The organism is Pseudomonas sp. 13B_2.1_Bac1, assembly GCF_025466155.1.
GTDB classification, from domain to species: Bacteria; Pseudomonadota; Gammaproteobacteria; order Pseudomonadales; family Pseudomonadaceae; genus Aquipseudomonas; species Aquipseudomonas aylmerensis.
Map to the genome: position 1 here is coordinate 1 of NZ_JANLOH010000040.1, position 23553 is coordinate 23553.

The following is a 23553-nucleotide window of genomic DNA, read 5'->3' on the forward strand; positions in this document are numbered from 1 at the left end:
GCTTGCCTGCGATAGCGATGTATCAGTTGCAGGTTTGCCGACTGACCCGACGCTATCGCAGGCAAGCCAGCTCCCACATTTTTGATCACATTCCTCCAAGCATTTCGTCATTATTTTGGCGTCAAAAAATATCTTGACGCATCTCTAACAATTCTTTCACTCGACATTTCCAATTTTTTTTCGTAGTGGCACCACTTTTTTCAAACCGTGGTGGCACAAAACTATCTCCGCGCGCCAACTCCCTACAACTACTGGCCCAAATAGCAAGTGCTATCACTGTACTACCAGTGCCATCTTTTCTAATATTTCAAGAAATTTCGGGAAACAGGATGAGCGGCCCGGAACTTCACCTTAAAGCGCCGCTCATACCACCGGTAACGAAATTCTCTGTTTCTGTAAGAGATGACTTACATAACGATCCACGGAAGTAGCGAAGTTGCCCCATCAACTTTGACTCACGGGTCACATCATCAACTGATATGAGTTGAGGGCGGCGATAAGGATGAATTGCTAACCCCTATAGGCCAAGGCAGCGCTTACCCAAATGTGTCGGTACCAACGCTCAAGCCATTGATAGTAAAGGGCTAACCGCCTCTATCAAGGCTCTACGGCGCCGGCGTCAGGCCCTTCCACCCGGAAGCCTGGCTGCATTTTAGGGCAAGCCCCAATAACAAGGCCAAGTTGCGCACACCTTGAGTGCAATAGTTAGTCACTCACTATTTAACCTGCCTGTACGCGGTAAGTCGGCGTCTATTCGCCCAACTTCCGTGTGAACAGTGACGTTTGCAAACATGAACTCCGGCCATCTATTGGCATGATTAACACCGTCTTCAATGACAAAGAGGTAAATGCGATGCGCATCAGCATATTTGGTCTAGGTTACGTTGGCGCAGTCTGTGCCGGTTGCCTGTCTGCACGTGGCCACGAAGTGGTCGGCGTAGACATCTCCAAGGAAAAGATCGACCTGATCAACGCAGGCAAATCGCCCATCGTTGAGCCGGGTCTGGGCGAACTGTTGAGCCAAGGCATCGCAAACGGTCGACTGCGTGGCACGACCAACTTCGCCGAAGCAATCCGCGATACCGACCTGTCGATGATTTGCGTCGGCACGCCGAGCAAGAAGAACGGCGACCTGGAACTCAACTACATCGAATCGGTATGCCGCGAGATCGGTTTTGTCCTGCGTGACAAGACCACCCGCCACACCATCGTAGTGCGCAGCACCGTGTTGCCAGGCACTGTCGCCAATGTGGTGATCCCGATCCTCGAAGACTGCTCCGGCAAGAAAGCCGGCGTCGACTTCGGCGTCGCGGTCAACCCGGAATTCCTGCGTGAATCCACCGCCATCGCCGACTACGACCTGCCGCCGATGACCGTTATCGGTGAGTTTGACAAAGCCTCCGGTGATGTCCTGCAGTCGCTGTACGAAGAACTCGACGCCCCGATCATCCGCAAGGACATCGCCGTTGCCGAGATGATCAAGTACACCTGCAACGTCTGGCACGCCACCAAGGTCACCTTCGCCAACGAGATCGGCAACATCGCCAAGGCGGTCGGCGTCGACGGTCGCGAAGTGATGGAAGTGGTCTGCCAGGACAAAACCCTCAACCTGTCCCAGTACTACATGCGCCCAGGCTTCGCGTTCGGCGGCTCGTGCCTGCCCAAGGACGTGCGTGCCCTGACCTACCGCGCAGGTTCCCTGGACGTGGAAGCACCGCTGCTCAACTCGCTGATGCGCAGCAACGAGTCCCAGGTGCAGAACGCCTTCGACATCGTCGCCGGCCACGACAAACGCAAAGTCGCGCTGCTGGGCCTGAGCTTCAAGGCCGGCACCGATGACCTGCGCGAAAGCCCGCTGGTCGAGCTGGCCGAGATGCTGATCGGCAAAGGTTTCGACCTGAGCATCTACGACAGCAACGTCGAGTACGCCCGTGTCCACGGTGCGAACAAAGACTACATCGAAGGCAAGATCCCGCACGTGTCGTCCCTGCTCAACTCGGACTTCGACGACGTGATCAACAACTCCGACGTGATCATCCTGGGCAACCGCGATGAGAAGTTCCGTGCCCTGGCGCATAACGCCCCGCACGGCAAGCAAGTGGTCGACCTGGTGGGCTTCATGTCCGCAGCCACCAGCGTCAGCGGCCGCACCGAAGGCATTTGCTGGTAACGGAAGAGCAGCGGCAGGTTTCGAGCCGCAAGCTGCAAGTAAAAGCACCGCCCTTGCAGCTTGCGGCTTGCAACCAGCCGCTTTCACCACCTTCGGATGACGCTTATGTCCAAGTTAAAACACGTACTGCTCCAATCCGCCGGCTGGCTGTTCTTTCTGAGCCTGCTGATGGGACTCGCCCTGCTTTTGCCGGCGAGTACGTTCGACTCCGAGTCGAAGAATTTTATTTTCCTGATTGGCGCCGTCGGTATCTGGCGCTACTCGATGGGTGCTACGCATTTCTTTCGCGGCATGCTGTTTTTGTACGTGGTCTACCCGCACCTGCGCCGCAAAGTGCGCAAGTTGGGCAAGGCCGCCGACCCGTCCCATGTGTTCCTGATGGTTACCAGCTTCCGGATCGATGCGCTGACCACCGCGCAGGTCTACAGCTCGGTGATTCGCGAGGCCATCGAATGTGGCTTTCCGACCACCGTGGTCTGCTCGCTGGTGGAAATGTCCGATGAGCTGCTGGTCAAGAGCCTGTGGGAACGCATGAACCCGCCAGACCACGTGAAGCTCGACTTCGTGCGCATCGCCGGTACCGGCAAGCGTGACGGCCTGGCCTTCGGTTTTCGCGCCATCTCCCGCCACCTGCCGGATGACCGCGCCGTGGTCGCCGTGATCGATGGCGACACCGTGCTCGCCGAAGGCGTGGTCCGCAAGACCGTCCCGTGGTTCCAGCTGTTCGGCAATGTCGGCGGGCTGACCACCAACGAGTTCTGCGAAGTACGCGGCGGCTACATCATGAGCGAATGGCACAAGCTGCGCTTCGCCCAGCGCCACATCAACATGTGCTCGATGGCCCTGTCCAAGCGCGTGCTGACCATGACCGGGCGCATGTCGGTGTTCCGTGCCAGCGTGGTCACCGACCCGGGCTTTATCGCCGACGTGGAAAGCGACTCGCTGCAACACTGGCGCCTGGGCCGCTTCAAGTTCCTGACCGGCGATGACAAGTCCAGCTGGTTCAGCCTGATGCGCCTTGGCTACGACACCTTCTACGTGCCGGACGCCGCGATCAACACCGTGGAACATCCGCCGGAAAAGAGTTTTATCAAGGCCAGCCGCAAGCTGATGTTCCGCTGGTACGGCAACAACCTGCGCCAGAACTCCCGTGCCCTGGGCCTGGGTGTGCGCCGGTTGGGCCTGTTCACCAGCATCGTGTTGTTCGACCAGCGCGTGTCGATGTGGACCTCCCTGCTCGGCCTGACCGTGGCAATCATCGCCACCTTCAAGTACGGCGGCGCGTTCATCCTCGCCTACCTGCTGTGGATCGGCATCACCCGCCTGATCCTGACCCTGCTGCTGTCGTGCTCCGGCCACAAGATCGGCCCGGCCTACCCTGTGATTCTCTATTACAACCAGATCATGGGCGCGCTGGTGAAGATCTACGTGTTCTTCCGCCTTGATCAACAGTCCTGGACCCGCCAGGACACCAAACTGACCCGCGATTTGGCCAGCTTTCAACGTTGGTTCAACACCTGGTCGTCTCGGACCATGACCTTCTCCGCCGGCAGCATTTTCGTCGCCGTGTTGCTGATGATGGTCTGACCCTGCCAAGCCTGAATTAACCAAGGAATTACACCGCCATGAACAGCCAAGTAAACGCCAACGTTGTCCACGAGTCCGAAGCCCAGCGCCAACATGCCCGGGTCAAAATCCCGGCCAAGCTGCGCTTCTTCAACACCGACCGCACCCAGACCGAAGCACGGGTGATCGACCTCTCCGCCGGCGGCCTGGCGTTCACCGCCACCCAGCCGTTGACCGTGGGTGAAGTGCACAAGGGCCGCCTGCAGTTCGTCATCGACAACCTTGGCCTGGCCATGGATGTAGAGCTGCAAATTCGCTCCTACGACCGCCAGACGGGTCGCACCGGTTGCCAGTTCCAGAACCTCGACGCCCAGGACATCTCGACCCTGCGCCACCTGATCACCTCGCACCTGTCCGGTGACATCGTGACCATGGGCGACGTGCTGGCGACCCTGCAGCGCGACAACTTCACCAAGGCGCGCAAGGTCAAGGACGGCGGCAGCAACATGAGCGCCTTCGGCCGCCTGCGTGCCGTGACCTTCAGCCTGGCGATCTTCCTGGTCGGCCTCGCCGCGTTCGGTTTTGTCTTCAAATCGGTGTACGGCATGTACTTCGTCAGCCACGCCCAGGCGGGCATCGTCAGCGTACCGGGCATGAACGTGACCATGCCGCGCGACGGCACCGTGCAAAGCCTGCTCAAGGGTGATGCGGTCGCTGCCAAAGGCGCGCCACTGGCGACCTTCAGCACCAGCATGCTCGACGTGCTCAAGGGCCACCTGGACGAAGACCAACTGCAACCGGCCAAAGTCGAAGAGCTGTTCGGCAAGCAAATGACCGGCACCCTGACCTCCCCATGCGATTGTGTGGTGGCCCAGCAACTGGTCGCCGACGGTCAGTACGCCAGCAAAGGCGACGTGATCTTCCAACTGGTGCCACGCGGCAGCCTGGCCAATGTCGAAGCGCGCTTCACCTACCGCCAGTTCGCCGACGTGCGCCCCGGCACTCCAGTGAGCTTCCAGGTCGCCGACGAAGAACAGGTCCGCACCGGCACCATCGTCAGCAGCACCAGCCTGAACAGCGCCGACCTGTCTTCCGACATCCGCGTGCAGATCAAGCCTGATGCGCCGCTGGACAGCACCTACGCCGGCCGCCCGGTGGAAGTGACCAGCGATCGTGGCCCATCGCTGAACTGGCTGATTGACAAAGCCATGGCTTCGGGCCTGTAAGCGAGGACATGCCTGTGAACCCTACTTCCAAAACAACACTGCCCCATGTGGGAGCCGGGCTTGCCCGCGATACAGACGACTCTGTGTCCCTGACAAACCGTGCCGATGCTATCGCAGGCAAGCCAGCTCCCACACAGAGCAGATCGCACTTCGCCTCGGCCTACTGCGCGCTGGCACTGGCAGTTTCTTTGGCCGGTTGCGCCGGCCTGCCCGACCAGCGCCTGGCCAACGAAGCGCTGAAACGTGGCGACACCGTCACTGCCCAGCAGAACTACCAGCAGCTCGCGGACCTGGGCTACAGCGAGGCCCAGGTGGGCCTGGCCGATATCCAGGTGACCACCCGGGACCCCGAGCAGATCCGTCAGGCCGAAGCCACTTATCGCGCGGCTGCCGATACGTCGCCACGTGCCCAGGCGCGCCTGGGTCGCCTGCTGGTTGCCAAGCCAGGTGTCACCGAAGCCGAGCAGCACGAAGCCGAAGGCCTGCTGAAAAAAGCCTTTGCCAATGGCGAAGGCAACACCCTGATTCCACTGGCGATGCTGTACCTGCAATACCCGCACAGCTTCCCCAACGTGAATGCGCAGCAGCAGATCAGCAAGTGGCAGGCCGCCGGTTACCCGGAAGCCGGCCTGGCCCAAGTGCTGCTGTATCGCACCCAGGACACCTATGACCAGCACCTGGATGACGTCGAGCGCATCTGCAAGGCCGCGCTGAACACCACCGACATCTGCTACGTCGAACTGGCCACCGTCTACCAGAAGAAAGCCGAGCCGGAAAAACAGGCCCAATTGCTCAAGCAGATGGAAGCCGGCTACAGCCGTGGCACCGTCACCGCACAACGCGTCGACAGCGTGGCCCGCGTATTGGGCGATGCCTCGCTGGGCAAGACCGACGAAAAGACCGCCCAGGCCCTGCTGGAAAAAATCGCCCCTGGCTACCCGGCTTCCTGGGTCAGCCTGGCGCAGTTGCTCTACGACTTCCCTGAACTGGGCGACGTCGACCAGATGATGAAATACCTGGACAACGGCCGCGCCGCCGACCAGCCGCGCGCCGAGCTGTTGCTGGGCAAGCTCTACTACGAAGGCAAATGGGTGCCGGCCGACGCCAAGGCCGCTGAAGCCCACTTCGAAAAAGCCGTGGGCAAGGAAGTGGCCGCCGATTACTACCTCGGCCAGATCTATCGCCGTGGCTACCTGGGCAAGGTCTACCCGCAAAAAGCCCTCGACCACTTGCTGACCGCTGCGCGCAACGGCCAGAACAGCGCCGACTTCGCCATCGCCCAATTGTTTTCCCAAGGCAAGGGCACCAAGCCCGACCCATTGAACGCCTATGTCTTCAGCCAGTTGGCTAAAGCCCAGGACACGCCAGAGGCCACTGACCTGGCCACGCAGCTCGAAGCCCCGCTCACGCCTGAGCAACGCGCCGAAGGCCAACGCCTGGTGCAACAGGAGCTGGCCGCGCGCGGCACCCTGGCCCAGAGCACGCTGCAACTGCACGCCCTGCAAGAAGAAGACGGCGAGGAATCCCTATGAAGCTCAACCCATTCGTCAAGGCCGGCATCGGCCTGACCTTCGCCCTGCTGTGGTCGTGCCCGACCCTGGCCGCGCTGACCGAAGCCAAGAACTTCGGCCTGGAAGTCAAAGCCACCGCCCAGTCCGAAGATGACCGCGACCTCGGTACCCAGAAAGGCGGCGACGTCAACGGCATCGGCCTCGACCTGCGCCCGTGGATCTACGGTGAAAGCGGCGCGTGGAGCGCCTACGCGATGGGCCAGGCCGTGGTGTCCAGCGACATTATCGAGACCGACACCCTGCAACAGTCGGCGGATGACGAAAACCAGCAAACCACCAACAACGACCGCAAGGCCAAGAAAAACTACCTGGCCATGCGCGAGTTCTGGGTCGGCTACAGCGGTTTCACGCCCTACCCTGGCGAGATCCTCAAGTTCGGTCGCCAGCGCCTGCGCAATGACGACGGCCAATGGCGCGACACCAACATCGAAGCGCTGAACTGGACCTTCGACACTACCTTGCTCAAGGCCAACGTCGGCGTCGCTGAACGTTTCAGCGAATACCGCACCGACCTCAAGGAGCTGTCGCCCAAGGACAAGGATCGCCAGCACCTCTACGCCGACGCCGCCTACCAGTGGACGCCCGGCCAGTGGATCGGCCTGCGCGCCCACCACACCCATGACGACGGCAAGCTCGACTACCCGGAACCGGGCGTGGCCACCGACTCGCTGGACAAGCGCGAGAACGGCGACCTGACCTGGCTCGGCATCGAAGCCAACAGCGATGCCTACAACTGGCGCAACACCAACACCGTCAACTACTGGGCGAGCATTACCGGCATGCAGGGCGACCGCGACACGGTCAACGCCTTGAACGCCGACGGCACCCGCCCCACCAACGCCAAGCGCAGCGACGACGTGAATGGCTGGGCCACCGACCTGGGTATCCGCCTGCGTCTGGACCCGCAGTGGCAAGTGGGTGCGGCCTACTCCCGCGCCAGCGCCGAATACGAGCAGAACGGCCTGCAGAGCAACCGTTCGAACTGGACCGGCACCCAGTCCCGCGTGCACCGCTTCGGCGAAGCGTTTCGCGGCGAGATGAACAACATGCAGTCCATGAGCCTGTTCGGTTCCTGGCAGCTGCGCGAGGACTACGACGCCAGCCTGGTGTACCACAAGTTCTGGCGCGTCGACGGCAACAAGCCGGTCGGCAGCAACGGCATCGATGCCGTGCAGAACAACACCGATGACGTCACCGGCGCGATCCTGTCCAGCACGTCCCTGCCGCTTGAAGACGGCAAGAAGGACCTGGGCCAGGAGATGGACCTGGTCGTCACCAAGTACTTCAAGAAAGGCCTGCTGCCGGCCGCGCTCAGCCAGTCGATCGACGAACCGTCGGCCCTGGTGCGCTTTCGTGCGGGCGTGTTCAAGCCGGGCGACGCCTACGGCAGCCAGGTTGACTCGTACATGCATCGCGCCTTTGTCGACGTGATCTGGAAGTTCTGATGGGAGCCTGCGCAATGAAACCTCAACGCTTGCTGGTTGCCGCGATGCTGATGGCCAGTGCCACAGCCTTCGCCGATACCGCGCAGCAGGTCAAGGCGCCGACCATCGCCAAAGAACTGCAACAGGCCAAGACCTACACCATTTCCAGCCCGCCGACCGCGCCGCTGGAAATGGCCAAGCCTGCCCTGCCGGACCTGTCGGGCTACACCGCCGCAGCGATGGAAAAGAAAATCGTCAGGACCAAGCCGGGCAAGATCAGCATCCGCCGGATGATGCAGGAAGACGCCCTCAAGGACTTTATCGGCGGCGACAACAAGATGGCCGAATGGGTGGTGCGCCAGCACGGCATTCCCCAGGCGATCTTTGTCGACGACGGCTACATGAACCTCAAGGACCTGCTCGGCAAAGTGCCCAAGCAGTACCTCAGCGAAACCTCGCCGGGTGTGTTCCTGGCCAAGCTGCCGATCGTGGTCGGGCGCAAGGGCATCCTCGAAATCGACAAGCAGACCAAAGAGCTGCGCCTGTCCCAGGAAGCCGGTTCGTTCCTGATCAACGACGGCCAGCTGTTTGTGCGCGACACCAGGATCACCGGCTGGAAAGAAAAGGCCAACGGCCCTGCGCTGTTCCAGTCGCCCAAGGAATTCCGCCCGTTCCTGCTGGCCTGGGGCGGCACCGAGACCTACGTCGCCAACACCAAGATGGCCAGTTTCGGCTACGCCAACAGTAAGTCGTACGGGGTGAGTATTTCCCAGTACACGCCGAACATGGCCAAGGTGCTCAAGCGTCCCGAGCCGACCGGCTGGATCATCGATTCCGAGTTCTCGGACATGTGGTACGGCTTCTACTGCTACGAGACCACGGGCTTCGTGATTAAGGGCAACACCTACAAAGACAACATCGTCTACGGCATTGACCCGCACGACCGTTCCCACGGCCTGATCATCGCGGACAACACCGTGTACGGCACCAAGAAGAAGCACGGCATCATCATTTCCCGTGAAGTGAACGACAGCTTCATCTTCAACAACCGCAGCTACGACAACAAGCTCTCGGGCCTGGTGATCGACCGTAACAGCGTCAACAACCTGATCGCCGACAACGAGATCTACCGCAACCACACCGACGGCATCACCCTCTATGAGAGCGGCGACAACCTGTTGTGGGGCAACAAGGTGATCAGCAACCGTCGCCACGGCATCCGCGTGCGTAACAGCGTGAACATCCGGCTGTACGAAAACACCTCGATGGCCAACGGCCTGACCGGCCTCTACGGCCACATCAAGGACTTGACCGACACCGACCGCGACATCGCCCTCGACCCGTTCGACGCCAAGGTCTCGCTGATCGTGGTCGGCGGTGAGCTGGCCGGTAACGGCAGCGGACCGCTGTCGATCGACTCGCCGCTGAGTGTCGAGTTGTACCGCGTGTCGATGCTGGCGCCGACCAAATCCAGCGGCATCAGCTTCTCCGGCGTGCTGGGCGATCGCCAGGAAGAGATTCTCGACCTGCTGGTGCGCCAGCAGAAAGCCGTGCTGATCGACCCTGTCGAACGCCAGACCGAATTGCAGGACTGAGGATGACCCTTATGCACCCACACATGATCAAACTGCTGAGCCTCTCGGGTCTGACCCTCGGCCTGCTCGCGGCCAGCCAGGGCGTACGCGCCGACGAAATCAAGGCGCCGACCTTCACCGCCGAGCCGTGCTGCAGCCTGTGCCCGGCCGCCCACGACGCGAAGAACTACACCACGCGCTACCAGCAGAACTTCACCACCCTGGTACAGGCCCAGGGCGACTGGCTGTTCCGCACCCAGGAAGACCTGCGCACCGAATTCGACACCAGCCCCGCCGGCTACAAGCGCATGCAGCAACTGCACGATGCGTTCAAGGCCAAGGGCGTGGAACTGGTGGTGGTCTACCAGCCGACCCGTGGCCTGGTGAACCGCAACAAGCTCAACCCCGAAGAGAAAGCCAAGTTCGATTTCGACAAGGCCCTAAGCAACTACAAGACCATGCTCGGCCGCTTCGCCAAGATGGGCTATGTGGTGCCGGACCTGTCGCCGTTGACCAACGAGCAACTGCCGGATGAATTGCCGGCGCACGATTTCTACTTCCGTGGCGACCAGCACTGGACCCCTTACGGCGCCCAGCGCACAGCGAAAATCGTCGGCGCCAAAGTCCGTGCGATGCCTGAGTTCGCGGATATTCCCAAGCGTGAGTTCGAGACCAAGCGCTCCGGGCGCATGGGCAAGACCGGCACCCTGCACAACATGGCCGGGCAACTGTGTGGCACCAGCTACGCGATCCAGTACATGGACCAGTTCACCACCGAACCCAAGGGCGAAGCCGGTGACGGCGACCTGTTCAGCGACTCCGGCAACCCGCAGATCACCCTGGTGGGCACCAGCCACAGCGGCAAGAACTACAACTTCGCCGGCTTCCTCGAACAGGAAATCGGCGCTGACATCCTCAACGTCGCCTTCCCCGGCGGTGGCCTGGAAGGTTCGATGATCCAGTACCTGGGCAGCGATGAATTCCAGAAGACGCCGCCGAAAATCCTCATCTGGGAATTCTCGCCGCTGTACCGCCTCGACCAGGAGACCATCTACCGCCAGATGATGTCGCTGCTCGACAACGGCTGCGAAGGCAAGACCGCACAGATGACCGCGAGCACCACCCTGAAGCCCGGCAAGAACGAATTGCTGGTTAACAGTTCGAACAAAGACCTGCGCAACGCCAACCATCAGGTTGATATCCGCTTCGCCGACCCGTCGGTGAAAACCCTGCAAGCCACCCTCTGGTACATGAACGGGCGCCACGAGGACATCAAGATCGAGAAACCCGAAACATCCGATACAGACGGGCGTTTCGCCTTTGAACTGCGCACCGATGAAGACTGGGCCTCGCAGAACTTGCTGGCCGTGGAAGTGCAGGGCCCCGAAGCGGGCGCTGCCGCGCAGAAAGTCGAAGCGAAAATTTGCACACGCAACGTATTCCCAGCCGGTGGTCAGCAGACCGCCTCAACTGGGCAATGAGGTTACTTATGCAGAAGTTATTGATTCCAACGCTGCTGGGCCTGGCAATGTTCGCCGGCTCAGTCAACGCCGCCGCGCCACTGCGTCCGCCCCAGGGCTATTTCGCTCCGGTGGAAGCGTTCAAGACCGGCGATTTCAAGAATGACTGCGACGCCATGCCGGCGCCGTACACCGGCTCGCTGCAATTTCGCAGCAAGTACGAAGGTTCGGACAAGGCCCGTTCGACACTGAATGTGCAATCCGAAAAAGCCTTTCGCGACAGCACGGCCGACATCACCAAGCTGGAAAAAGACACCAGCAAGCGCGTGATGCAATTCATGCGCGACGGGCGTCCGGAGCAGCTGGAATGCACACTCAACTGGCTGACCAGCTGGGCCAAGGCCGACGCGTTGATGTCCAAGGATTTCAACCACACCGGCAAGTCGATGCGCAAATGGGCGCTGGGCAGCATGGCTTCGGCCTATGTGCGCCTGAAGTTCTCCGACTCGCACCCGCTGGCCAACCACCAGCAGGAATCGCAACTGATCGAAGCCTGGTTCAACAAACTGGCCGACCAGGTGGTGAGCGACTGGGACAACCTGCCGCTGGAAAAAACCAACAACCACTCCTACTGGGCCGCCTGGTCGGTGATGGCGACTTCCGTCGCCGTGAACCGTCGCGACCTGTTTGATTGGGCGGTGAAGGAATACAAGGTCGGCGCCAATCAGGTCGACGACCAGGGCTTCCTGCCCAACGAGTTGAAGCGTCAGCAACGTGCCCTCTCGTACCACAACTACGCGCTGCCGCCGCTGTCGATGATCGCCAGTTTTGCCCTGGTCAACGGTGTCGATCTGCGCCAGGAAAACAACGGCGCGCTGAAACGCCTGGGCGACAAGGTGCTGGCCGGCGTGAAAGACCCGGAAATCTTCGAACAGAAGAACGGCAAGGAACAGGACATGAAGGACCTCAAGGAGGACATGAAATTTGCCTGGCTTGAGCCCTTCTGCACCCTCTACACCTGCGCCCCGGATGTGCTCGAACGCAAGCATGGCATGCAGCCGTTCAAGACCTTCCGCCTCGGCGGCGACCTGACCAAGGTCTACGACCCGACGCATGAAAAAGGCAACAAAGGCAGCTAGCGGCTGATGATCGTTCCCACGCTCCGCGTGGGAATGCAGCCAGGGACGCTCCGCGTCCCAAAAGCGGACGCTGAGCGTCCAGTGAGGCATTCCCACGCAGAGCGTGGGAACGATCACAGCCTCCCGCGAAATCGCGGGGGGTTTGGGGGGGGCTCTGGCCCTTGACTGTTGGTTAAACATGGAGAGATCGGGATGGTTTTCTCGTCCAATGTGTTCCTGTTTCTGTTCTTGCCGATCTTTCTCGGCTTGTACTACTTGAGCGGGCAACGCTATCGCAACCTGCTGCTGCTGATTGCCAGCTACGTGTTCTACGCCTGGTGGCGAGTGGACTTCCTGGCGCTGTTCGCCGCCGTCACGCTGTGGAATTACTGGATCGGCCTCAAGGTCGGTGCTGCCGGCGTGCGCACCAAGCCGGCCCAACGCTGGCTGCTGCTGGGCGTGGCGGTCGACCTGTGCATCCTCGGCTACTTCAAGTACGCCAACTTCGGCGTCGACAGCATCAACCTGATGATGAAGTCTGCAGGCCTTGAGCCCTTCATCCTCACCCACGTGCTGTTGCCGATCGGTATCTCGTTCTACATCTTCGAGTCCATCAGCTACATCATCGACGTATACCGCGGTGATACCCCAGCGACCCGCAACCTCATCGACTTTGCGGCGTTCGTGGCGATCTTCCCGCACTTGATTGCCGGCCCCGTGTTGCGTTTTCGCGACCTGGCCGACCAGTTCAACAACCGCACCCACACCCTCGACAAGTTCTCCGAGGGCTGCACGCGGTTCATGCAGGGGTTCATCAAGAAGGTCTTCATCGCCGACACCCTGGCGGTGGTCGCCGACCATTGCTTCGCCCTGCAAAACCCCACCACCGGCGACGCGTGGCTCGGCGCACTGGCCTATACCGCGCAGCTGTACTTCGACTTCTCCGGCTACAGCGACATGGCCATCGGCCTGGGCTTGATGATGGGTTTCCGCTTCATGGAAAACTTCAAGCAACCGTACATCAGCCAGTCGATCACCGAGTTCTGGCGCCGCTGGCACATCAGCCTCTCCACCTGGCTGCGTGACTACCTGTACATCACCCTGGGCGGCAACCGCAAAGGCACGCTGACCACCTACCGCAACCTGTTCCTGACCATGCTGCTCGGTGGCCTGTGGCACGGCGCGAACATTACCTACATCGTGTGGGGCGCCTGGCACGGCATGTGGCTGGCGATCGAAAAAGCCATCGGCCTCAACACCTCGCCGCGCAGCTTCAACCCGGTGCGCTGGGCCTTCACCTTCCTGCTGGTGGTGATGGGCTGGGTGATCTTCCGCGCCGAAAACCTGCACGTCGCCGGCCGTATGTACGGCGCGATGTTCAGCTTTGGCGAATGGTCGCTGTCGGAACTCAACCGCGCCAACCTCACCGGCCTGCAAGTGGCAACCCTGGTGGTGGCGTACGTGACCCTGGCGTTCTTCGGCCTGCGCGATTTCTACACCAACCGCCCCGCAGAAAAAGCCAAGCCGGCCGATCCGAGCCTGATCAAGGCCGTGCCGGGCGACAACCCGGGCAGCATCCACGAGCCAGGCTTCACCGTCGGCCAGGACGCCGCCGTACAACCGGCCTACTGGACCGCTGACTGGCCACGCTACGCAATGCGCGCGGCAGTGTTGCTGCTGTTCGTGGCGTCGATTCTCAAACTGTCGGCGCAGAGTTTCTCGCCGTTCCTTTACTTCCAATTCTGAGGGAGCCGACCATGACCCGTTCATTCCGCGTCCTCTATATCGGCCTGTTCCTGGTGGTGTTGCTCGCCCTGGGCGCCTGGTCGATGCGCAGCTTCTTCGGCTTCAGCACCAATGCCGATGCGACCGTGCTCAACGGTCGCTGGACCAAGGCCGTCGAGACCCATTACGACGACCAGTTCCCGATCAAGCGCCTGGGCACCAACCTCTGGGCCGCGCTGGACTACAAGCTGTTCAATGAAGGCCGCCCTGGCGTCGTGCTGGGCCGCGATCACTGGTTGTACAGCGATGAGGAGTTCAATCCAGCCGTCAATGAAGACCAGAACCTCGAGGGCAATTACGCGCTGGTCGAAGGCGTGCGCCAGAAACTCAAGGCCCAAGGCATTCAACTGGTGATGGCGATCGTGCCGGCCAAAGTGCGCCTGTACCCGGAACACCTGGGTGAGGTGAAGCCTGCGAGCATCCACGCCAACCTGTACCAGGACTTCCACGCCCGTGTCGCCGCCGACAAGATCATCGCCCCCGACCTGCTCGGCCCGCTGCAACAGGCCAAGCTGGGCGGCAAGCAGGTGTTCCTGCGCACCGACACCCACTGGACCCCGGACGGTGCCGAAATCGCTGCCAAGCAACTGGCCAAGGTGATTGCCGACAAGGCGCCCCTGAACGGCGAACCGCAGCGTTTTGTCACCGAAGCCGAGAAGACCGAGCCGCACAAAGGCGACCTGCGTCTGTTCCTGCCGCTGGACCCGCTGTTTGAAAACCTGATGCCGCCTAAAGAGCCGCTGGAAAAACGCGTCACCCACCTGGCTGAAACCAAAGGCGACGACGCGCTGTTCACCGACAGCGAAACCCCGGTTGCACTGGTCGGCACCAGCTACAGCGCCAACCCCAACTGGAACTTCGTCGGCGCGCTCAAGCAAGCCCTGGGCAGCGACGTCATCAACTACTCCGAAGATGGTCACGGCCCGATCCTGCCGATGCTCAGCTACCTCAAGAGCGACGACTTCAAGAACAGCCCGCCGCAGGTGCTGATCTGGGAGTTCCCTGAACGATATCTGCCCGTCAACAACGAAATCGGTGATGCCGACCCGCAGTGGGTTGCGCAGCTTAAACAAGCCGGTTCGCGCCAACAGAACATGGCACTGAACACCCCAGTTAAACACTCAAAATCCGAGACGCCCGACCGGGCGCAAAACTGAAAGAGAGGTAACTCACATGACTTTCACTACTACTCCGCGTCGTCTCGCCAAGACCCTGGCCCTGGTTGCCGGCATGAGCGTTGTATCGATGTCTGCCTTCGCCGGTGGCGACGCCGCCCTGTACGGCCCAACCGCGCCAAAAGGCTCGAGCTTCGTGCGGGTCTACAACGCCAGCAACCAGGAAGTCAGCGCCACCGTCGGCGCGACCAACCTGAGCGACGTTGCGCCCTTGGCCAGCAGTGACTTCAGCTTCATGCCCGGCGGTGACTACAGCGCCAAGGTCGGCAGCCAGACCGTGCCGGTCAAGCTCGCCCCGGACCACTACTACACCCTGGTCAACAACAGCAGCGGCCAACCGCAGTTGATCGAGGAACCGCCGTTCAAGAACAAGCAGAAATCCCTGGTGCGCGTGCAGAACCTCAGCGACAAGGCCCTGACCCTGAAGACCGCCGACGGCAAGACCGACGTGGTCAAGTCGGTGGCCGCCAAAGGCCGTGGCGAGCGCGAAATCAACCCGGTGAAGGTGAGCCTGGCGCTGTATGACGGCGACAAGAAAGTTGGCGACGTGAAGCCAGTGGCCCTGGAACGTGGTGAGGCAGCGGTGCTGTACGTCACCGGTTCCGGTTCGAGCCTGTCGCCAGTCTGGGTGAAACGCCCAGTGTCGACCCGCTGATCAGATTTTCGACCGGGCCCCGTTCCCCTGTGGGAGCTGGCTTGCCTGCGATGGCATCACCTCGGTGTCACTGACACACCGAGTCGTCTGCATCGCGGGCAAGCCCGGCTCTCACAGGGGCCGAGGAGCCCAGTCGGACCGAGACAAAAACAAGAGTGAAACGACAAACCTTCGTAGCTCTGACCCAAATCGATTCAAGGAGAAACAGCATGATCCCAGTAATCCTTTCCGGTGGTAGCGGCTCACGTCTTTGGCCGCTTTCCCGTAAACAGTTCCCGAAACAATTCCTGGCCCTGACCGGCGAGCACACGCTGTTCCAGCAAACCCTGGAACGCCTGGTGTTCGAAGGCATGGACAGCCCGATCGTGGTCTGCAACAAGGACCACCGTTTCATCGTCAACGAGCAACTGAGCACGCGCAAGCTCGAATGCCAGCGCATCCTGATGGAGCCATTCGGTCGCAACACGGCACCGGCCGTGGCCCTCACCGCGATGATGCTGGTGAATGAAGGTCGCGACGAATTGATGCTGGTGCTGCCGGCCGACCACGTGATCGACGACCAGAAAGCCCTGCAACGCGCCCTGGCCCTGGCCACCGTGGCGGCCGAGCGTGGCGAGATGGTGCTGTTCGGCGTGCCAGCAACCCGTCCGGAAACCGGCTACGGCTACATCAAGTCGACCAACGATTCACTGCTGCCCGAAGGCGTGAGCCGCGTCGAGCAGTTCGTGGAAAAACCCAATGAAAAACGCGCCGTCGAGTTCGTCAAGAGCGGCGGTTATTTCTGGAACAGCGGCATGTTCCTGTTCCGCGCCAGCCGCTTCCTCGAAGAGCTGAAAAAGCACGATCCGGACATCTACGACACTTGCCTGCTGACCCTGGAACGCAGTGAGCAGACCGCTGACACCGTGACCTTCGACGAAGCTACCTTCGCCTGCTGCCCGGACAATTCCATCGACTACGCCGTGATGGAAAAAACCCAGCGCGCCTGCGTGGTACCGCTGAGCGCCGGTTGGAGCGACGTCGGTTGCTGGGCCTCGCTGTGGGCGGTCAACGATAAAGACGTCAACGGCAACGTCAGCAAGGGCGACGTGGTGATCCAGGATAGCCGCAACTGCATGATCCACGGCAACGGCAAGCTGGTATCGGTGATCGGCCTGGACAATATCGTGGTGGTGGAAACCAAGGACGCGATGATGATTGCCCACAAGGACAAGGTCCAGGGCGTCAAGCAGATGGTCTCGACCCTCAACGACCAGGGCCGCAGCGAAACCCAGAACCACTGCGAAGTCTATCGCCCGTGGGGCTCCTACGATTCGGTGGACATGGGCGGGCGCTTCCAGGTCAAGCACATCTCGGTCAAGCCGGGCGCGTGCCTGTCGCTGCAGATGCACCACCACCGCGCCGAACACTGGATCGTGGTCAGCGGCACCGCCGAAGTCACCTGTGACGAGAACGTGTTCCTGCTCTGCGAAAACCAGTCCACCTACATCCCGATCGCCTCGGTGCACCGCCTGCGCAACCCGGGCAAGATCCCGTTGGAAATCATCGAAGTGCAATCGGGCAGCTACCTGGGCGAAGACGATATCGAGCGGTTCGAAGATATCTACGGTCGCTCGACCCCGGTTGAACGTGGCGTATCGGTGAAAACTATCGCGCAGTAAAACAGTCGTACAAGAAGCCCTCGCCCAGCCCATTGCGTCCCCTATCCGCAGTGGGTTGGGTGGGGGCTTTTTTGATTGCATCGCCAGCCTGTTACGTCGCCGACTTGCTCCCCCAACTCGACGGGGAGTAGGCGTAGTTGCCAGTGTTGTTAGTGTTGCTGCTCGCGCTGTTGTATTGACCCTTGCCTAACTCCTGAGCCGTCCTGCCGCCCCATACCAAGCCTACGCCAATGGCTTTGCCCACCATACCGTCACTGGTGGTGAGCCTTTTGCCAATACCTTCTGCGGCAGCCCCACCCATCACGAGTCCAGCGCCCTTCGCCTTATCGCTGGTGCCACCGTTATATAACGCTGTGGGGAAAAGCGTCGCAGCCCCTTGCAGAAGCGTTTGTCCCAGGCTGGTCAACTGTTGACTTTGCATACGGGGTTGCGCATGAGTGTGACGCCCTACGTTTGCTTGATTCGACGGTGCCGCGCTATTCGGCGCTGGCTCAGGTTGAGCAGTGAGAAGAGAGGAAGCCACTGACGACAGTACAGATGTGGCAGCGGGAACAAGAAGGGCTGAAGGAATCATAGTTCGTCTCACTTGATCAGACTGGGGTTGATACCCTCCTGGGCAATCTGCATGTCCCTATGCTGGGCTTTGTGGAGAAAAGGCTTTATGCGGTTCCCTCATGACTGAAAACAGAGGCTCGCCATAGGCATCAAGGCCATCGCGCAGGTAGGATGGTTTATCCGCATACGAGACTGTCATCATGTTCTTCGGCGTCCTTTTGATCATCACCTGGTTGATCCTGCTGCTGCGCTACCCGGCCAAAGCCTTGCCGGTATCGTTGGCTGCCGCCGTCGGCCTTGGTTTCGTTGCCATTTGGGTCGTCTGGCTGGATAACCGCGAAGCCTCGCAACTGGCACGCCTGGAACTGCGCATCAGCTATGCCCCGCAGGAATGCCCGGCGGACCGCCCATTGAAACTGACCCTGAACAACGGCAACGACGTGCCTCTCACCGAACTGCGCTGGCGCGTCGCGGCCTATGCGCCGGGCGACTCGGTCAACCTGGCCGACAACGTCTATGCTGCCCCTCGCTATCGCGGCCCCGGCGAATTGCAGGCGGGCGCCACCTGGGAAGACTGCCTGCCCACCCCGCCGCTGCGCCCTGGCTACCGCGCGCAAACCCTGGAATTTCGTGCCGAGCACCTGCAAGGCAGTTTCTCGGACTGACAAAGGACTGATCCATGCCCAACGTACTCATCACCGGCTGCTCCAGCGGCATCGGCCGCGCCCTGGCCGAGGCCTTCAAGGCGGCGGGCTTCGACGTATTGACCAGCGCCCGCCGCGAAGACGACGTGATTGCCCTCAACGACGCCGGCTTCCATGCCGTGCTGCTGGACGTGAACGACGCGGGCGCCCTGCAAACCCTGGCCACGCATCTGGGCGAACTGGATGTGCTGATCAACAACGCCGGCTACGGCGCCATGGGGCCATTACTCGATGGCGGCACTGAAGCGATGCAGCGCCAGTTCGAGACCAATGTATTTTCCATCGTCGGCGTGACCCAGGCGCTGTTCCCCGCCCTGCGCAAGCGCAAAGGGCTGGTGGTGAATATCGGCAGCGTTTCCGGCGTACTGGTCACACCGTTTGCCGGTGCCTACTGCGCCTCCAAGGCGGCAGTGCATGCCTTGAGCGATGCACTGCGCATGGAGCTGGCGCCGTTTGGTATCCGCGTAATGGAAGTGCAGCCCGGCGCCATCGATACCCGCTTTGCGAAGAACGCCGGGGCCCAGGCCGAGCTGTTGATCAATGAGCAATCGCCGTGGTGGCCGTTGCGCGAGGGCATTCGTGCTCGCAGCCAGGCCTCCCAGGACAAGCCAACACCCGCCAGCCACTTCGCCAGCCAGGTGCTGAACGCGGTGCAACAAGCAACACCGCCACGCTTGCTGCGCGCGGGCAATGGCAGTCGAGCGCTGCCGTTGATGGCGGCGTTGTTGCCCAAGGGGCTGCTCGAGAAGGTCTTGAAAAAGCGCTTTGGCTTGAGCGGTACGCTTTAACCCTTCATGAAATCAATAAACGCCCGCACTCTCAGCGGCAGGTGACGGGTATCCGGGTACAGCGCAAACACACCTTGTGGGGCGAAGTGATGGTCCGCCAATAGCCGCACCAGGCGTCCCGACTCAAGGTCATCCTGCACCAGCCATTGCGGCAGTACTGCCACGCCAAGGCCACGCACGGCAAAGGCCAGCAGCACGGCCGCGCTGTCGGCCACCAGGGATGCGGGCCCGGTACGGTATGGATGCTCGCCGCCGGCGGGGTCGGTCACGCTCAGTTCCGTCAAGCGGCCGTGGCCCAGTTTGGGCGCAAGTGCCAACTGATCCAGGGTTTGCACGCCGGCAAACTCGGGCGCCGCCACCGCGAACACGTCGAACGTGGACAACTGCACCGCACGATGATTGGAATCGAGTAGACGTCCCAACCGAATCGCCACATCAAAGCGCTCGGAGATCAGATCCGCGTGGGTGGAGGATGTGGATAAGTGCAGATTGAGGTCCGGGTGCAGGCGACGAAAACGCTCCACCGCAGGGGCGACCACGGCCAGCGCATATTCCACGGTGGTGGTGATGCGCAGGGTGCCCTTGAGCTGCGCCTGTTCGGAGCGCGCCTCTTCCACGGCCAACTGCGCCTCTTCGAGCACGCGTGTGCAGCGCAGGTAAAAACGCTCGCCGGCATCGGTCAGCGCCAGTTGGCGGGTGCTGCGCGTCAGCAGGGTGACCCCCAGTTCCGCTTCCAGGCGCTTGAGATTGAAGCTCACTACGGCGCGGGTCTGGCCCAGCAGGTCGGCCGCTGCGGTGAGCGAGCCGGCCTCGACCACGGCCTTGAACGTGTCGAATCGGTCCAGGCTGACCATCAATTGCCCTCTCATTTGTCAAAATATTTTTGACAAACTAGCAGCCAAACCGGCGTATCCCAAACGTTGCGTGCGGCCTACCCTGCGCGCTTCACTCGCCGGATCGCGCTCAATGACCTACCGCTCGAAAATCGCCTGGATCTTTCTACTGGGTTTCGCCCTCGACCTGGTGAACATGTTTGTCGCCACCGTCGCCTACCCGGATATCGGCCGCGAGCTGCAGGCGTCAGTGACGCAACTCGCCTGGGTCAGCAACGCCTACCTACTCGGGCTGACCCTGATCATTCCCTTGAGTGTGTGGCTCGCGGCGCTCATGGGCGAGCGCGGCCTGATCGTGGTGAGCCTGCTGATATTTGCCGGTGCCTCGGTGCTGGTGGGCCAGGCGGACTCGATTGAAGCGCTGATTGGCTGGCGAGCCCTGCAAGGGCTCGGTGGCGGCTTGCTGATTCCTGTGGGCCAGGCCATGGCGTACCGTCACTACCGCGCGGCAGAGCGCAGCCAACTGACCGCCCGCGTGATGTCGGTGGCCCTGCTGGTGCCCGCCCTGTCCCCGGCGTTGGGCGGGCTGATCGTCGACAACGTGTCCTGGCGCTGGATCTTCTACGCCAACCTGCCGCTGGCGTTGATCACCCTGCTGCTGGCGTGGCTGTGGATAACACCCGACGTGCCCGCCAGCGTGCGTCCTACCTTGGAGGTGGGCGGCATTTTCAGGCAGATCGCCAGCCCGATGCTGCGCACCGCGATGCTGGTCTACCTGTGCATTCCCGGCGTTTTTATCGGCACCAGCCTGATCGCCATTCTCTACCTGCGTGGCCTGGGTTTCGACGCCACACACACCGGCGCCCTGATGTTGCCGTGGGCACTCGCCTCGGCGCTGGCCATTTGGCTGAGCAAAAAACTGTTCAATCGCTGCGGCCCCAAACCCTTGCTGCTGGTGGGCATGGTGCTGCAATGCGCCGGCATCCTGCTGCTCAACGAGCCAGGCCTGATCGTGCTCGCCTACGCCTTGATGGGCCTGGGCGGCAGCCTGTGCAGCAGCACCGCACAGACCCTGGCATTCCTGGATATCCCCGCCGAGCGCATGGGCCATGCCAGCGCGTTGTGGAATATCAATCGGCAAATAAGCTTCTGCCTCGGTGCGGCGGCCCTCAGTGCACTGTTGTCGGCCTTGGATTCCTTCGTCATAACCTTCACGATGGCAGCCGCATTAACCCTGTTGCCTCTCTTTGCAGTGCTGCGCCTGGATGCCTCCACAGTACGGACACTGCTTCACCCTGCCAGCGAGCCCCGTCATGATTGATTACAGCGATTTTTTTGAGGAAGTGATCCAGACCCACGTCGAGATCGAGCAATGGTTTGCCGGCGTCGCACCCGAAGGCACCCTGCAGAGTTTGCTCGCGCGCTTCTCCCCCGAGTTCAGCATGATCGCCCCCGCCACGGGCACACGGGTCAATGCAGCCGGGGTCAACGCGCTGTTCACCCGCCTGGGCGGCATGCGCCCGGGGTTGAAAATCACCTTGAGTGAAATGACCGGCATCGACCGCCACGCACGCGGCGCCACCGTGACGTATCGCGAGCATCAGATCGACGCCAGCGGCACGCAGACCGACCGCCGTGCCACCGTGGTGTTCGAGAAACAGGCGAGTGGCGCGCTGTTGTGGCGCCATTTGCATGAAACCTATGTAGCGCTAGCGCAATGAACTAACTGATCGGGCGGATCCTACAAAAAACAGCGAACGGCCTGACATCATTAAAAGGAAACTATCCACAGGCTCTTTCACCTCTGTCTACTCACAGGTGAAAGGATGCCAAGCGATTTCCTGCGAAGCGGTGTGCCGGATGCGCACACCACGACTCGCCAGCGACTGACCAGTCTGCTGGACCTGCCCAAACTCTATAGAACCATTGACGCCGACCCGGCCCTCGTCGGGGCCGGAGTGGTGCACATCGGCAGTGATTATCAGGTGACGGTGCTGCGTGATTTTGTGCCGTTGTGCAGTATCAGGCCCAAGCGCGTGATTTTGCGTGAAGAGGTGGGGCCGATGATGACTATGCGCGGCTGGCAGCGGACTCGCCGCGTGAGTCGCAGCTGTGGAAGGAGGCATCGGGGATCGTGAGCTCCTGCGGCGGAGCGATAATTGGCTTCATAATAGCGAAGGCGGGAATCGCGGCTGCGCCGTTTAGTGCAGGTACCAGCCTGGCCTTGTCGTATGTTGCTTATGCGGGAACGACTGCCAGCGGGGTACAGTGCCTGAACGGTATATGGCGGACCTATAACGAATCAGTCAACCCAGCGGAAAACGATTACTACGACACATTAGGCTGGTACCAAACGATGACCGTTGCGTTGGACGGAATCTCATTGGTAGGTGCAGGTGCTACCACGTTCGCTACGGTTAAGACGGTGCTGGCAATCAAGCATTCGACGGGACGTGAGGTGACAGATGTCTTGCGGCATATGAGCCGCCAAGAGCGTGCGAAGTTGACAGCTGAAGTTTTGCGCCTGAGAAACCCTCGCCGTCCAAACGACATAATTCGCTTGAGACAAATGTCCGGGCAATTACCCAAACGCTTCAGTAATTCCCAAATACGCCTAGCCACCATGACTCAAATCAAAGACCAGGTCGGAGCCCTTTTAGCTCTGGCAGGCAGCACGCTATCTGGAAACGTCAGCCACATAATCGTTGCACTGTATGAGGAGTTCGAACGCCATGAAATATAGCGACGATCCTCTAAGGAAACATCTGATGTGGCGCCGATATACCTACCGGTTTTTACCGGCATGGGGCGGGGCGCTCCTACTTTGCTTGAACAGTATTGCCGGCAACATGACTCACAGCCTGTGGTACTACGCGAAGGTCTATCACCTACCGACTGAATATGCTTTCGGAACCGCTATGACATTCTGCTTGGTTTTTTACGTAGGCCAAATCATGTTGTGTGAAGGGTCTCGTCATGCACCTCGAGTTCTTATACCCGTGGTCATCGTGAATCTTCTGCTCGCGACTGCCTATCTCGGCAGTCACCGGCCGACGCTGTTCAATCTAATACCGTTGTTCTCGGCTCTGCTCTATATCTGGGTCCTGAACTCAAAAAACCACCGGCGATACACGAGCATGCTGCGTGTCAAACGTCGACAAAAAATCAGAGCCAACGCGCACCCCTGAAGCAGTGCCCAATCGGCCTATCAATAAAATCGAATGTGGGAGCGGGCTTGCCCGCGAAAGCGGTGGATCAGCCAGCATATTCGTTGACTGACACACCGTA

19 protein-coding genes are annotated in these 23553 nt (G+C 60.8%); 18 read left to right on the top strand and 1 reads right to left on the bottom strand.

Translation table 11 applies throughout. From position 1 onward, the window contains the following. The first annotated feature begins 853 nt into the window (after positions 1-853). The 14 genes from NTD80_RS09465 to NTD80_RS09530 all read left to right on the top strand — a co-directional run bounded on the left by NTD80_RS09465 (position 854) and on the right by NTD80_RS09530 (position 19432). Entirely contained in the window at positions 854-2170 is a 1317-nt protein-coding gene (locus NTD80_RS09465; RefSeq protein ID WP_065907093.1) for a nucleotide sugar dehydrogenase, read from the top strand. Between the two features lie 105 nt (positions 2171-2275). Continuing rightward, positions 2276-3757, top strand: coding sequence for a mannuronan synthase (gene alg8 / locus NTD80_RS09470; protein ID WP_162946061.1), 1482 nt, complete (start codon positions 2276-2278; stop codon positions 3755-3757). Positions 3758-3795: 38 nt separating this feature from the next. Beyond that, positions 3796-4962: an alginate biosynthesis protein Alg44 gene (locus NTD80_RS09475; protein ID WP_213550513.1), complete on the top strand. Its 1167-nt coding sequence runs from the start codon at positions 3796-3798 to the stop codon at positions 4960-4962. 8 nt (positions 4963-4970) lie between these two features. Further along, positions 4971-6494 carry an alginate biosynthesis TPR repeat lipoprotein AlgK gene (algK, locus tag NTD80_RS09480; protein WP_410017412.1) on the top strand — a complete coding sequence of 508 codons (1524 nt, stop codon included), beginning with the start codon at positions 4971-4973 and terminating at the stop codon, positions 6492-6494. After that, positions 6491-7978, top strand: coding sequence for an alginate export family protein (locus NTD80_RS09485; RefSeq protein ID WP_065907050.1), 1488 nt, complete (start codon positions 6491-6493; stop codon positions 7976-7978). Before algK ends, NTD80_RS09485 begins: the two co-directional genes overlap by 4 nt. Continuing rightward, positions 7978-9552 carry a mannuronan 5-epimerase AlgG gene (algG, locus tag NTD80_RS09490; protein ID WP_262133318.1) on the top strand — a complete coding sequence of 525 codons (1575 nt, stop codon included), beginning with the start codon at positions 7978-7980 and terminating at the stop codon, positions 9550-9552. The genes NTD80_RS09485 and algG overlap by 1 nt, the downstream gene beginning before the upstream one ends. Positions 9553-9563: 11 nt before the next feature. Continuing rightward, positions 9564-11012 (top strand): alginate O-acetyltransferase, encoded by a 1449-nt coding sequence (locus NTD80_RS09495; RefSeq protein WP_065907096.1) that lies wholly within the window; start codon positions 9564-9566, stop codon positions 11010-11012. A gap of 8 nt (positions 11013-11020) precedes the next feature. Next, entirely contained in the window at positions 11021-12130 is a 1110-nt protein-coding gene (locus tag NTD80_RS09500; protein ID WP_083221459.1) for a mannuronate-specific alginate lyase, read from the top strand. Between the two features lie 192 nt (positions 12131-12322). Then, complete coding sequence (locus NTD80_RS09505; protein WP_201143564.1) at positions 12323-13855, top strand: MBOAT family O-acyltransferase; 1533 nt, start codon at positions 12323-12325, stop codon at positions 13853-13855. An 11-nt stretch (positions 13856-13866) separates the two neighbouring features. Continuing rightward, a complete protein-coding gene (locus tag NTD80_RS09510) occupies positions 13867-15051 on the top strand; it encodes an alginate O-acetyltransferase (protein WP_106805104.1) in 1185 nt (394 codons plus the stop codon). 16 nt (positions 15052-15067) lie between these two features. After that, on the top strand, positions 15068-15724 hold the full coding sequence (locus NTD80_RS09515) for an alginate O-acetyltransferase AlgF (RefSeq protein ID WP_065907075.1): 657 nt from the start codon (positions 15068-15070) through the stop codon (positions 15722-15724). 209 nt (positions 15725-15933) lie between these two features. Next, positions 15934-17385: a mannose-1-phosphate guanylyltransferase/mannose-6-phosphate isomerase gene (locus NTD80_RS09520; protein WP_065907077.1), complete on the top strand. Its 1452-nt coding sequence runs from the start codon at positions 15934-15936 to the stop codon at positions 17383-17385. Between the two features lie 755 nt (positions 17386-18140). Then, positions 18141-18605: a multidrug transporter gene (locus NTD80_RS09525; protein ID WP_262133320.1), complete on the top strand. Its 465-nt coding sequence runs from the start codon at positions 18141-18143 to the stop codon at positions 18603-18605. 14 nt (positions 18606-18619) lie between these two features. After that, positions 18620-19432, top strand: coding sequence for an SDR family oxidoreductase (locus NTD80_RS09530; protein ID WP_065907083.1), 813 nt, complete (start codon positions 18620-18622; stop codon positions 19430-19432). Here NTD80_RS09530 and NTD80_RS09535 read toward each other — a convergent pair. Beyond that, on the bottom strand, positions 19429-20286 hold the full coding sequence (locus NTD80_RS09535) for a LysR family transcriptional regulator (RefSeq protein WP_262133322.1): 858 nt from the start codon (positions 20284-20286) through the stop codon (positions 19429-19431). The genes NTD80_RS09530 and NTD80_RS09535 overlap by 4 nt on opposite strands. A gap of 112 nt (positions 20287-20398) precedes the next feature. Here NTD80_RS09535 and NTD80_RS09540 point away from each other — a divergent pair, with 112 nt between their 5' ends. From NTD80_RS09540 to NTD80_RS09550, 4 genes are all read left to right on the top strand, one after another. Beyond that, on the top strand, positions 20399-21586 hold the full coding sequence (locus NTD80_RS09540; protein WP_262133324.1) for an MFS transporter: 1188 nt from the start codon (positions 20399-20401) through the stop codon (positions 21584-21586). Further along, the gene (locus NTD80_RS09545; protein WP_262133326.1) at positions 21579-21986 is read left to right on the top strand and encodes a DUF4440 domain-containing protein; all 408 of its coding nucleotides are present in this window, start codon (positions 21579-21581) and stop codon (positions 21984-21986) included. Before NTD80_RS09540 ends, NTD80_RS09545 begins: the two co-directional genes overlap by 8 nt. Before the next feature lie 105 nt (positions 21987-22091). Further along, positions 22092-22403 (top strand): hypothetical protein, encoded by a 312-nt coding sequence (locus tag NTD80_RS31240; protein ID WP_315974934.1) that lies wholly within the window; start codon positions 22092-22094, stop codon positions 22401-22403. Beyond that, a complete protein-coding gene (locus NTD80_RS09550) occupies positions 22400-23008 on the top strand; it encodes a hypothetical protein (RefSeq protein WP_315974935.1) in 609 nt (202 codons plus the stop codon). Before NTD80_RS31240 ends, NTD80_RS09550 begins: the two co-directional genes overlap by 4 nt. Positions 23009-23553 lie beyond the last annotated feature (545 nt).